At 56.1% G+C, this 12,321-nt stretch carries 12 protein-coding genes; 7 read left to right on the forward strand and 5 right to left on the reverse strand.

All coding sequences use genetic code 11. The features are described from left to right. Positions 1 to 59: 59 nt before the first annotated feature. Positions 60 to 968, reverse strand: a complete 909-nt coding sequence (locus ACE6ED_RS12680) for an NAD(P)-dependent oxidoreductase (protein ID WP_410827535.1) — start codon at positions 966 to 968, stop codon at positions 60 to 62. 406 nt (positions 969 to 1,374) lie between these two features. On the opposite strand from ACE6ED_RS12680, the gene ACE6ED_RS12685 reads away from it, so the two are divergent. The 3 genes from ACE6ED_RS12685 to ACE6ED_RS12695 all read left to right on the forward strand — a co-directional run bounded on the left by ACE6ED_RS12685 (position 1,375) and on the right by ACE6ED_RS12695 (position 4,079). After that, entirely contained in the window at positions 1,375 to 2,730 is a 1,356-nt protein-coding gene (locus tag ACE6ED_RS12685; protein WP_410827536.1) for a glucose-6-phosphate isomerase, read from the forward strand. Positions 2,731 to 2,859: 129 nt separating this feature from the next. Next, on the forward strand, positions 2,860 to 3,492 hold the full coding sequence (locus ACE6ED_RS12690; protein WP_410827537.1) for a YigZ family protein: 633 nt from the start codon (positions 2,860 to 2,862) through the stop codon (positions 3,490 to 3,492). Positions 3,493 to 3,497: 5 nt separating this feature from the next. Next, positions 3,498 to 4,079: a TetR/AcrR family transcriptional regulator gene (locus ACE6ED_RS12695; RefSeq protein ID WP_410827538.1), complete on the forward strand. Its 582-nt coding sequence runs from the start codon at positions 3,498 to 3,500 to the stop codon at positions 4,077 to 4,079. Between the two features lie 200 nt (positions 4,080 to 4,279). Here the strand turns inward: ACE6ED_RS12695 and ACE6ED_RS12700 are convergent, their stop codons facing one another. Next, on the reverse strand, positions 4,280 to 4,681 hold the full coding sequence (locus ACE6ED_RS12700) for a secondary thiamine-phosphate synthase enzyme YjbQ (RefSeq protein WP_410827539.1): 402 nt from the start codon (positions 4,679 to 4,681) through the stop codon (positions 4,280 to 4,282). A gap of 219 nt (positions 4,682 to 4,900) precedes the next feature. Here ACE6ED_RS12700 and cysT point away from each other — a divergent pair, with 219 nt between their 5' ends. From cysT to ACE6ED_RS12720, 4 genes are all read left to right on the forward strand, one after another. Next, complete coding sequence (gene cysT / locus ACE6ED_RS12705; RefSeq protein ID WP_410827540.1) at positions 4,901 to 5,716, forward strand: sulfate ABC transporter permease subunit CysT; 816 nt, start codon at positions 4,901 to 4,903, stop codon at positions 5,714 to 5,716. Further along, positions 5,713 to 6,510 (forward strand): sulfate ABC transporter permease subunit, encoded by a 798-nt coding sequence (locus ACE6ED_RS12710; protein WP_410827541.1) that lies wholly within the window; start codon positions 5,713 to 5,715, stop codon positions 6,508 to 6,510. Before cysT ends, ACE6ED_RS12710 begins: the two co-directional genes overlap by 4 nt. 1 nt (position 6,511) lies before the next feature. Next, positions 6,512 to 7,579, forward strand: coding sequence for a sulfate/molybdate ABC transporter ATP-binding protein (locus ACE6ED_RS12715; RefSeq protein WP_410827542.1), 1,068 nt, complete (start codon positions 6,512 to 6,514; stop codon positions 7,577 to 7,579). Between the two features lie 97 nt (positions 7,580 to 7,676). Beyond that, complete coding sequence (locus ACE6ED_RS12720) at positions 7,677 to 8,684, forward strand: sulfate ABC transporter substrate-binding protein (protein WP_410827706.1); 1,008 nt, start codon at positions 7,677 to 7,679, stop codon at positions 8,682 to 8,684. A 180-nt stretch (positions 8,685 to 8,864) separates the two neighbouring features. Here ACE6ED_RS12720 and ACE6ED_RS12725 read toward each other — a convergent pair whose 3' ends face one another. The 3 genes from ACE6ED_RS12725 to ACE6ED_RS12735 form a co-directional block, all read right to left on the reverse strand. Further along, positions 8,865 to 9,800, reverse strand: a complete 936-nt coding sequence (locus tag ACE6ED_RS12725; protein ID WP_410827707.1) for an ABC transporter permease — start codon at positions 9,798 to 9,800, stop codon at positions 8,865 to 8,867. A 230-nt stretch (positions 9,801 to 10,030) separates the two neighbouring features. After that, entirely contained in the window at positions 10,031 to 11,044 is a 1,014-nt protein-coding gene (locus ACE6ED_RS12730) for an ABC transporter ATP-binding protein (RefSeq protein WP_410827543.1), read from the reverse strand. Between the two features lie 3 nt (positions 11,045 to 11,047). After that, on the reverse strand, positions 11,048 to 12,211 hold the full coding sequence (locus tag ACE6ED_RS12735; protein WP_410827544.1) for an NEW3 domain-containing protein: 1,164 nt from the start codon (positions 12,209 to 12,211) through the stop codon (positions 11,048 to 11,050). Between the last annotated feature and the right edge of the window lie 110 nt (positions 12,212 to 12,321).

The following is a 12,321-nucleotide window of genomic DNA, read 5'->3' on the forward strand; positions in this document are numbered from 1 at the left end:
TGACGCCTTACAGCGCCTGACGCCTTACAGCGCCTGACGCCTTACAGCGCCTACTGACCTCAATCCTGCTTGTCCGACGCGGTGCTGCCCATTTTCCGGCCGATCCAGTGCTCGTAGACTTTTACGACGGCCGACAAGTCCTCATCGCCGTAGCCCTCCGTGTAGCCAGCCTGGAACAGGCTTTTGGCAAGGCCGAGCATCGGGGTCGGGACGCCGGTTGCGTCGCTTAGAGATGAGGCCAGCTTCAGGTCCTTCAGCATCAGGGCAAGCGAAAATTGGTTGCTGAAGTCGCCTTCAATAATCTTGCGGCCCTTCAGCTCGGCCTGCTTGCTGCCTGCGGAGCCGTTTTGCACCAGCTCAAGGAACTTATCCGCCGGCACGCCGTTATTGACCGCAATCGCGAAGCCTTCCGCCAAGGCCGTGTTGTGAATGCCGACCATCGCATTATGCGCCAGCTTGGCGACAGCTCCGCTGCCGTTGCCGCCCATGTGCAGCAGGCGGGTGCCCATGGCGTCGAACACATCGCGGTGCTCGGCGATGGCTTCCGCGTCTCCGCCGACCATAAAAACGAGCGTTCCGCCGACCGCGGCCGGCTTGCTGCCTGTCACCGGCGCATCAAGAAAACGTCCGCCGCGCTGTTCCACTTCAGCGGCGATTTCTTTGACCAGCTCGGGCGATATGGTGCTGTTGTCGATAACAACCGCTCCAGGCTTCAGTGCTCCCAGCACGCCGTCCGCGCCGTAATAAACTTCCCGGATGGAAGCATCGTTGCTGATCATCGTAATGACGACATCTTTGCCGCCCGCCGCCGCACCGGGCGTAGCAGCGGCTGAAGCGCCAGCCGCCGTAAGCGGTTCGCATTTTGAGGCCGTGCGGTTATACACTGTTACGGAAAAACCTTTGGCTAACAGATTGGAAGCCATAGGAGCACCCATCGTGCCGAGTCCAATAAATCCGATCGTTTTCATTATTCGGTCACACCTTTGCTGTTGTAGTGTAGGTCGCTAGGCGTCAATCCAGGCATATAGAGCAACGGCTTCTTGTCCTAATTCTGATATCTTGGCCGCCTGCGTAAAAATAAAGTCGGCGCCGCGCAGAACCCGCCGCGCCCGGCTGAAATCTAGTGTATCACGGCCCCGCGGCAAGCACCAACTGGCCGGGATCAGCAGAACTTTATTTTCGCCATTCGCAGAACTTTATTTCCGCCATCCAGTGAACGCGCGTTACGCATAAGAACGGCGTTTTTTTGAGTCTGCCGGGAAGGCGTGATGTGCCGTAAAACCTTGCGTGAGCAGGAAAATTAAAGTATCCTATTATAAAGTTGTTACAAACGGTGTCAAATCGAAAGAGACAAACAGGAGGGTACCATTACCGATGTCCAAAAAGATCAGTTTTGATTACAGCAAAGCCCTTGCTTTTATCAGCCAGCACGAAGTCGACTACTTGGCCGAACCGGTGAGATTGGCGCACGAGCAGCTACATAACAAGACGGGGGCAGGCTCGGATTTTCTGGGCTGGATCGATCTCCCGACCGCGTATGACAAGGAAGAATTTGCACGCATCCAGAAGGCCGCATCCAAAATCCAGAGCGATTCCGACGTCCTGATCGTGATCGGCATCGGCGGTTCCTACCTGGGCGCCCGTGCTGCTATCGAATCGTTGTCCCATTCGTTCTATAACAATCTGCCGAAGGACAAGCGCAAGACGCCGGAGATTTATTTTGCAGGGAACAATATCAGCTCCACTTATGTGAAGCATCTGCTGGATCTGGTAGAAGGCAAGGACTTCTCCGTAAACGTTATTTCCAAGTCGGGCACTACGACGGAGCCGGCGATCGCTTTCCGGATTTTCCGCGCCGAGCTGGAGAAGAAATACGGCAAGGAAGAAGCCCGCAAACGGATCTACGCTACAACCGACAAAGCCAAAGGTGCGCTTAAGAAACTGGCCACTGAAGAAGGTTATGAATCGTTTGTGATTCCGGACGATGTAGGCGGACGTTATTCCGTATTGACTGCAGTCGGCCTGCTGCCGATCGCAACCGCGGGGATCAATATCGAAGAAATGATGCAGGGCGCTGCCGCCGCGGCTGATGAGTTTAACAACCCGGACCTGGCAACGAACCTGAGCTATCAATATGCGGCTGTCCGCAACGCGCTGTACCGCAAAGGCAAAACAACCGAAATTCTCGTCAACTACGAGCCATCCCTGCACTTCGTGTCCGAATGGTGGAAACAGCTGTACGGCGAAAGCGAAGGCAAGGATTTTAAGGGTATTTACCCGTCTTCGGTCGACTTCTCGACAGACCTGCACTCGATGGGGCAGTTCATTCAGGAGGGCAGCCGGAATATTTTTGAAACAGTTATCCAGGTGGAGAATGTTGCCGAACACATCACGATCGAAAGCGATCCGGACGATCTGGACGGCCTGAACTTCCTGACCGGCAAAACGATGGACTTCGTCAACAAGAAGGCGTTCCAGGGCACAATGCTGGCGCACACCGACGGCCAGGTGCCGAACCTGATCGTAACGCTGCCGGACCAGACCCCTTATACATTTGGCTACATGGTTTATTTCTTTGAAAAAGCCTGCGGCATCAGCGGTTACCTGCTGGGCGTCAATCCGTTTGACCAGCCGGGCGTAGAAGCTTACAAGAAGAACATGTTTGCGCTTCTCGGCAAGCCGGGTTATGAGCAGGAAAAAGCGCAGCTGGAAGCAAGACTAACCGAATAGGCCGTCCCTGATCCAGCCTTAGACAACAATTAACGGGAGCAGTCCATAGGTAATTCTACCGCGGACTGCTCCTAAATATATATTTATCCGCCATTACAATTCACTAACAGTAAGGATTGAAGGTAACGCATGCTGGAACGATACCGTACCGTCCGGGGACCCGGCTCCCGGGAAGTGGTGATCCGCAAGTCGCGGTTTATCGGCCACGTGATGCCGGTGGAGAAGGAAGAGGACGCTGTAGCTTTTATCGAACGAATCAAAAAAGAACACTGGAACGCGACCCACAACTGCTCCGCCTACATGATCGGAGAACGGGACGAAATCCAGAAGCAGTCCGATGACGGGGAGCCGAGCGGAACCGCGGGCAAACCCATTCTTGAAGTCATTAAGAATCAAGGCGTCAAGAACGTTGCTATCGTCGTCACCCGCTACTTCGGAGGCATTATGCTTGGAGCCGGGGGATTGATCCGGGCTTACACGGACGGTGCGGTGCTTGCGCTGGAAGCCGGAGAAGTCATTACCCGGGTGCTGCGGCGTGAAATTTTTGTCGAACTGGATTATACCTGGCTCGGCAAAGTGGAGAACGAGCTCCGGAACCGGGGCTACAAGACGGGAGAGACGCAATTTACCGACAAAGTGACGCTGACCTGTCTGCCCACCAATGAAGAAGCGGATGCGTTTGTGGCCTGGATGACCGATCTGACCCAGGGGCAAGCGGCCGTAAGCGAGGGACGGCAGCTGTACTACAACGAAGGGGAATAACAACTATGGCCAGAAGAGCAGTGGAGCAGGAGTTGACAAGGGAGAGGATATTGGAGGCGGCGAGGCATCTGTTTATCACCAAAGGCTACCGCGCGATATCCATGCGCAGCATCGGTCAGCATTTGGGCTACAGCCATGGTTCCCTGTATTATCATTTCAAGGAGAAAGCGGAGCTGTTCTACGCCATCGTCGTCGAGGATTTTAATTATATCGCCTCCCTGCTGCTGCAAGCGATGAACGAACCGCCCTTGGAGAATTTGAGCCGGGTAGAGCAGCTGTTGATGGAATTTATCCGTTTCGGTCTGAACCACCCGCATCAATACGAAATTATGTTTATGATCAGGGATGAAGAGCTGCTGGCTTACTGCCGGTCGGAGCAAGGCAAATGTTTTGAGCTGTTCTCCAGTATCGTGCGCAAGCATATGCGGGAGGAAGGTTATGTTTCGGAGGATTGGCAGAGCCTGCCGCTGACGCTGTTTTTATCCGCACACGGATTCATTTCTTATTACATCCAGGACAAAATACCATTCGAAGACGTCAAAGCCGCAGCCCTGTCCCATGTAAAGGTGTTGTGCAGGAATTTGTAGTTCTTCACGCTTTCCTGCTTTATAGCTGTGAATTATTAACTGTTTGCATGGACAAAGTTATATCTGCACTTTTACCGAATTGTATCGAATTGAAATAACCGCTTCCCGGATAGGGGGAGCGGTTATTTCAATTGGAGACCGGTTCCGCGCAGAAACGGCTGGTTTATCGATTTTTGTTTAGCCGGCTGGCCTTATGCGTTTTATCCTTTCATGATTTTCAGATAACACTCCCGGCGGCGCGGCCCGTCGAATTCGCAAAAATAAATCCCCTGCCAGCGCCCGAGCAGTAGCTCGCCGTTTTGAATAATCACCGTCTGGGACGGGCCTGAGGTGATGGATTTCAAATGCGACGCCGTGTTGCCTTCACCATGCCGGTATTTGGGATGTTCCCACGGATACACCTCATCCAGGCGCATAAGCACGTCATGCTTCACATCCGGATCGGCGTTTTCATTAATGGCGATGCCCGCCGTCGTGTGGGGACAATAGATCACCGCGACTCCCTCGCTTACGCCGCTTTTTTTCACATATGAGCTGACTTCCCTTGTAATATCCCGCATTTCGTCCCGTTTGCTTGTAGTAATCTCCAGCTTGTGCAGCATGTCTGTTTCCCCGCTTTCCGTCAAAGTAGGATTGTCCCGCAGGCAGCGGACAGTTTCATAAGGTTTATTTATATATTTTACCCGAAAAAGCTTGGAAAGTAATTGACGGTGACGGGCGGCATTTGGTAAAGTAATGACTAATCCAAGTATGTTAATAGGAATAATATTAGCTTGTCTAGGCAACCGACCGGTCAGCCGGAGGTAGGGGAGGAAGGTTAGTTGAACACACTTCTGAGGCACAAGGGTTGGACCTGGGGGTTCCGCAGTACGGTGCTGCTGTATTTTACGGTATTGATTGTGCTGCCGATTCTTGGGGTCTACTATAACTCGTTTACCGGCGGGCTCGGATCCTTTGTGCATGCCGTAAGCGATCCGATCGCATGGAAATCCGTACTGCTGACGCTTAAACTTGCAGTTATCTCTACGCTGATCAATGTGGTGCTTGGGACGATGGTTGCTTGGGTACTGATCCGGTATAAGTTCCCCGGAAGATCACTGCTGAACAGCATGGTGGATCTTCCCTTTGCGCTTCCCACGGCGGTCGGCGGACTGATGATTCTGTTGCTGCTCGGACCGGGAAGCCTGATCGGCGGTTTGTTTGAGTCCATAGGGATTGAAATTGTGTTTCATCAGCCGGCGATTGTCATCGCGATGGTATTTGTAACGTTTCCGTTTGTGATCCGGGCCGTGCAGCCACTGCTGGAGGAGCTGGATGCTTCCGAAGAAGAAGCGGCGTACACGATGGGGTCAAGCCGGTTCCGCGTGTTCCGGCAGGTGATTCTGCCGTCGATGGCGCCGGGGATGATCGGGGGCGGCATGCTGGCTTTTTCCAGGGCGCTGGCGGAGTTTGGAGCTGTCGTGCTGGTTGCGGGCAATATTCCCGGACGGACGCTAGTTTCTTCCGTATTTATTTACGGTGAAGTGGAAAGCGATAATCCGGCGGGAGCTGCGGCGGTATCAATTATTTTGCTTACTCTTTCTTTTGTGATTTTGTGGCTGATTAACCTCGTACAGATGCGGGGGCGCAGACGATGAAAAAACTGCTGATTCTGCTCACTTACCTTGTCTTCGCCCTGTTGATTTTCGCCCCTTTAGGCAAAATGGTGTGGGGCGCCTTTGAGGAAGGTCCGGACGCGCTGTGGGCGGCGTTGACCCGGCCCGAGGCGCTGCATGCATTGATGATGACCGGACTTGTTGTGCTTGTTGTGACCGTGGTGAACACGCTGTTTGGCGTGATGCTGGCTCTTTATCTCGTCCGTGCCGATTGGATCGGCGGGCGGATGAAAAGACTTCTGAACAGTATCGTTGATCTGCCTTATGCGGTATCCCCGGTAATCGGCGGGCTGATGATTGTCCTGCTGCTTGGACCGGACAGTGCGGTAGGCGGCTGGCTAGCCCAGATGGACTTCAAAATCGTCTATGCTTTTCCCGGCATGGTCATCGCCACCTTGTTTGTGACGTTTCCGCTTATGGTGCGTGAAGTGATGCCTGTGCTGCAGGAGATCGGCTCCCAGCAGGAGGAGGCTGCATCGACCCTTGGCGCTTACGGCTGGACGACGTTCTGGAAAGTGACTTGGCCGTCGATACGGTGGGCGGTGATCTATGGTGTGATTTTGACGGTCGCCCGTTCTTTGGGAGAGTTTGGGGCTGTACTCGTCGTATCGGGCAACATTATGAACCGCACCCAGACGGCGACGACATTGGTTTATCAGGACGTGGAGAACTTTAATATATTGGCGGCAGGCGGTGTGGCGCTGGTGCTGGCGGCATTTTCCGTAGGCCTGCTGCTGCTGATGGAATGGAGCAAAAGAAGAAAGGAAGTGCGCTGATATGCACGTGGAGGTCCGTGGACTCGATAAGCATTTTGGAGATTTTCATGCCGTGAAGGATGTGCATTTTCAGATTTCCAAAGGACATCTGATCGGCCTGCTCGGACCGAGCGGCGGCGGCAAGACGTCGATTCTGCGCATGCTGGCCGGGCTGGAGACGCCCGATGCCGGCGATATTTTGTTCCACGGACAGCGGGTGAACGCACTCCCTCCGCAGGAACGGGGGATCGGCTTTGTGTTCCAGAACTATGCGCTGTTTAAGCATATGACCGTGTTCGACAACATTGCGTTTGGACTGAAGGTGAAGAAGGCAAGCAAGGCGGTCATCAAGGACCGGGTGAACGAACTCGTCGAATTGACCGGGTTAAAAGGATTCGAGAAGCGTTATCCTCACCAGCTGTCGGGCGGGCAGCGCCAGCGCGTCGCTTTTGCCAGGGCGCTTGCGCCGGAGCCGCAACTGCTCCTGCTGGATGAGCCGTTTGCCGCCATCGACGCAAAAATCCGCCAGGAGCTGCGTTCCTGGCTGAGAGAGATGATCGAGCGGCTTGGCATTACCTCCATTTTTGTAACACATGACCAGGATGAAGCAATTGAAGTAGCGGACGAGATTATGATCATCAATCAGGGGCGGCTGGAGCAGAAGGGGACGCCATGGGATATTTATAAAGAACCGCGGACTCCGTTTGTGGCGACCTTTATCGGGGAATCCACGCTGATTCCGGATGTCACCGAATTAAAAGGCTTTAGAGCTGAAGCCGGCGGCGGTCAGCCGACCAAAGCGCTGATCCGCCCCGAATATATCGAAGTTGGCCAGCGTCATGAATTTAACATGCCGTCAGCGACCGCGCAGGGCATCGTGAAGCATCTGCATTTCCGCGGCAGCGAGTGGCTGGTGGAGGTAGAGGTAGGCGGCCATAAGCTCTCCACTTACCGTTCGCTTGAGAAGGAGACGCTGCAGCCCGGGCAGGAGGTTGCCGTGCTCGTCCACCGGGCGTACCTGTTCAACGAGGAACGGAGCTGGATTCAGGAGAACAGCCTGAAGGAAGATCCGATGCCGGTATTTATTTAAGCAATCATAACGTCAAAGGGATGTGGCATGCGTGGCTTCACTCGGAACGAGCAGACAACTGCAGAGACGAATTGTGCCGGTACTGTTGGCGGCGCTAATGCTGGCGCTGACGCTTGCCGGGTGCGGCTCCGCTCCGGAGGCCGACGGTAAAGCGGCGGCTCCGAAAGGGGACGTCACGCTTGTTATTGGCGCATACAGCGTGGCCAAGGATGCGATGGGCGAAATTCTGCCGATGTTCGCAGCGGACTGGAAAGCGAAAACCGGACAAAGCGTCGTGTTTGAGGAGTCGTATGAAGCTTCGGGGACGCAGGCGCGGGCCATCGCCGGCGGGTTTGAAGCGGATGTGACGCTGCTTGCCATGGAAAGCGATGTCGACAAGCTGGTTACTGCCGGACTGCTGGACGACTCGTGGCGCAAACGCGGCGAAGGCGGGATGGTGACGCGGTCCGTCGTGGCCCTCGGCACACGGAAAGGCAACCCGCTGAATATCCGCAGCTTTGCCGATCTGGCGAAGCCCGGCGTCAAAGTGCTGTACCCGAACCCGAAGACGTCCGGCGGAGCGCAGTGGGATATCAACGCAATCTACGGAGCGGGTTTGAAGCAGGCGGAACGGGAAACGGGGAGCAAGGATCCCGCTGCGGCCAAAGCTTTTTTGGAGCAGGTCCACGCCAACATTGAATCGCTTGATAAAAGCGGGCGGGCGTCTATGGCGGCTTTTGAATACGGGGTCGGCGACGTCATTGTCACCTATGAAAATGAGCTGCTGGCCCGGATCTACCAGGGCGTCGATTACGAAGTGATTGTCCCGGACGATACGATCCTGATCGAAAATCCAGCCGCGGTGGTGAGCCGTTATGCGGACCGCCACGGCACCCGGGAAGCGGCCGAAGCGCTCGTCGATTATTTGTTGACTCCCGATGCGCAGCGGATTTTTGCGAAGCACGGCTTCCGTCCGGTACTGCAGGAGGTGTACGCGGAGAACAAGGACCGCTACCCGGTTCCGCCTGGACTGTTCGACATCAGCTATCTCGGCGGCTGGAAGGAAGTGCGGTCGACCCTATATTCTTCGCGGGGCATCTGGTATCAGGTGCTGGCCGGGATTTGAGCGATTTGACCTCATAAGGCCGATACCGTAAAAGAGGCCTGTGCCGCGCTCCAGAAGGAGCCCGCACAGGCCTTTTGGTGTTGAAGCAGATTTATTGGGTGGATGCCATCTGCCCTGGATGCATTGGGGCCCGGTAAACTGCATAAGCCTTGTAGTCCGTCAAGTTTACCGCTTTCCGTCCTAGACGCGAGAGCGCACCTCCTGGCGCATAAAGAGCAGATAGGAGATTCCAAAACATACCATGGTGGCTGCCAGCAGACCTGTCAGCTGCGGCCAGACGAGCAGCAGGCTTTGACCAAACGACAGCGGGCTGGAGATCGCGCCGACCAGCTGGTCCATCGTCAGCGGTCCAAGCGAGCGCACACCCGGCGAAAGCATCGTTGTAATCGTTTCGGAGAACAGCTGGGTCGGCGACAGGCGGTTCAGCAGCAGAATGAAGTTGGCCTGGCTGAGCTGGGCGGACACATCGGCGGTTTGCGGAAGCGCCGTTGCGCTGTTGATGAGCCCAACGATCATGTCATAAAAGATGGTGAAGAATAGCCACACCGCAATCGACGAGAGTGCAGAGGTCGCAGCCTGGCGGAACCGGATCGAAAACAAAATGGAGAGGTTCAGCCAAAACCCAATATAGACGACCGCAATCACCAGAAACAGCACAATACGCAGGAACTCCTCAGGCGTCGGCGGGTAGCCGATCGTAAACAGCCCAAGCCCCATCACCAGAAAACCGAGCGAAAACACGACAACCGCAATCAGGGCAAGCGCGGAAACGAATTTTGCCTTAATAAAATCGTCCCGGTACAGCGGCTGGGAGAGCAGCCGCCCCAGCGTTCCTTTGCTCCGCTCGGTATTGACGGCGTCGAAACCAAGCGCAATCCCGATCAGCGGCCCAAGCCACGACAGGAACGTGGTGAAGGTCGGAATCGACAGCGAAGGGCTGGACAAGGTATACAAGCGTAGGAACAGGAATGACTCGTCGATCTGCTGGCTTTGCGTGCCTTCCGACATCCCTTTGACGGCGGAGTAGACGGAGCCGATACAGGCAAGGACGATAATCGAGATCAGAATGCCGAACCTCCAGCTCCGGATATGGTCGCCGATTTCTTTTTCCACCATGACCCAAAAAGGAGACAGGGAGCTGCGGGCAGCCGAAACGGCACCGGAACCGGCACTGAAACCGCTGTCCGCCGGATTCGGTTTCTCCAGTCCCGCTGCTCCCGCGGTGCCGTCTGCTCCCGCGGAAGCCTGCAGCTCCTGCCGGCCCCCGGAAGCTTTTTGGGCCGAACCGTTTCCCGGCTTCATCCGCAGCCGCCATCCCCGGGACAACTTGAGCGCGTTGATCCGGTTCATTCCCCTTCCCTCCTTTCAAAATAATGGTGATAGATTTCCTCCAGACCGTAGTCTTTTTTGCGGATATAAGACAGACTGGCGCCGGCGGCAATTACAGCTCCCGCGATGTGCGAGGAGACATCCCGGTCGCAGACAATCGTCACTACCGGTGCAGTGGCGCCCGGCTCTTCTCCGGCTGCCGCCGAGGCATACTGCAGCCCGGTAACGCCGTCCAGCTCCCGGATCGTCCAGGCCAGCTCTTCGGTCCAAGGCTGCGCGGTGAGCTCGACATAGACGTGTTTGTCTCCGTCCAGCTGTCTGGACAGCTCGGCGACGTTGCCGGAGGCGATCAGCTGCCCCTGAACAAACAGGCCAACCCGGTCGCAGATCTGCTGCACCTGATGAAGATGATGCGACGACAGCAAAACGGTCAGCCCTTCGTCCCGGCTCAGCGCCGAAATGAGCTGAAGCAGCTCCCGCACGCCTTCGGGGTCGATGCCGAGCGTCGGTTCGTCCAGAATGATGACCTCCGGCTGTTTAATCAGCACGTCGGCCAGTCCCAGCCGCTGGCGCATCCCCCGGGAAAACGAACCGACCTTCTGATTCCCGTGTCCGTCCAGTCCAACCCGCTGCAGCAGCTCGGCGGCTCTCCGGCGCGCTTCGCGCAGCGGAATGCGGTTAAGCCGGGCGGTGTAGACGAGATTATCTTCGGCCGTCCGGTCCTCATAAAAACCAACGTCATCGGGAAGGTAGCCGACCTTCCGTTTGACCTGCAGCGCGGAACGAGCCGGATCGAGGCCGCAGATGGAGGCTTCACCCGACGTCGGCTCGGCGAGTCCCAGCATCATCAGAATCGTCGTCGTTTTGCCCGCGCCGTTTGGTCCAAGCAGTCCAAATACCTCGCCTGGATAAATATCAAGGCTGAGCGCGTTTACGGCGGTGAAATCGCCGTACTTTTTGGTGAGCTGGTGCAGACGGATGATCGGCGTACCCGCTGCGGGGATGGAAGTGGTCAGCGTATCCGTACTCATGGCTTACCGTCTCCCGTATTTCCGGAACAGATAATACAGCCCGCCGCACACCGCCAAAATAATCAAGATGCCGATCCATCCCCACAGCACCGATGACTTCACTGTCATCCGCAGATCTGCTTTGGCCGTTTTGCCGGAGGCCTGTGCACTCAGGCTGACGACATAATCGCCCGGGAGCGATTGGTCGCTTGCCTTAATGGTGGCCTGCACATGGGCCTGCTCGCCTGCCGGCACGCTGTTGATGGTAGAGGGCTCAAACGACACCTCCCAGCCTGAAGGCGTACCCGCTGAGGAAAAGGACAGGTCCTGCAATTCCGCCGATCCGGTGTTCGTGACGACAAAATCCATTTTCCGCTGCGATCCGGCCTTGACGTCCCCGCTGAGCAGACCATCCGGTGTCGAAAACTGCATATCGTAGGTCCCTGTGATAACCGCTTCAACCGTGGCTTTCGCATTGGTCGAGTTGTTGGAGGCGGTCACCGGAATCTCGTAGGTTCCGGCCTTTACCTGTTCCGGCGGCTTGACTTCAATGGTTATCGTTTTTTCTGCGTTCGGTTCGATCTGGACGGAGGTGACATTGTTGCCGTCCGCTTTAAAACGGACATCCCACCCGCCTTCCGACTGGGCGCTCAGCGCGTAGGTCTGCTGCTCCGTCGTCCGGTTGCGCAGCACGGCGCTGTAGGTGAAGGTGGTGTCGGAGTGACCCTCCATATTGGCCTGGTCCAGGGTCAGCTCGGTTTTGAAGGTCCCCTGTTCCGATACATTGACGGTCAGCGGCAGCGTGCCTTGACCCGCCGCAGAGAGCTGAAAGGTATAACGGCCTTTATTGATCTTCAGCGGGACATCCAGCTGAAGGTTGATGGTCTGCGTATCGCCCGGTTTTACGGACAAGCTGCGGATTTCACGTCCTCCCGCGGTCAGCTGGGCTTTCCAGTCGCTGTTGCCGTTTGTCTGAAACGACAGGTCTGCCGTCTGGGTGGCAGAGCCGCGGTTAATGACATCAATGGAGTAGCTGATCGATTCGCCCGGCGCCGCGGACCACTCCCGGTACGGGGTATACAGCTCCAGCGAACCGGCGGCATAGGCCTCTTTTCCGGGAACGCCCCAGGCCAGCCCGGTCATGACCAGCAGCAGCAGCGCCGCTGCCATTCGAACGCGTTGTTTCATTGCTCCGATTCCTCCTGAACAGTTGTGTCTAAAATGCGCGCAAAATCCGTTGGCGCAAGGCGCCGCCTTCCTCCGATGGGCCCCTCGGGAACAAGGCCGCAAACGCCTCC

The sequence above is a fragment of the Paenibacillus nanchangensis genome, from assembly GCF_046543445.1.
GTDB lineage: Bacteria > Bacillota > Bacilli > Paenibacillales > Paenibacillaceae > Paenibacillus_AQ > Paenibacillus_AQ nanchangensis.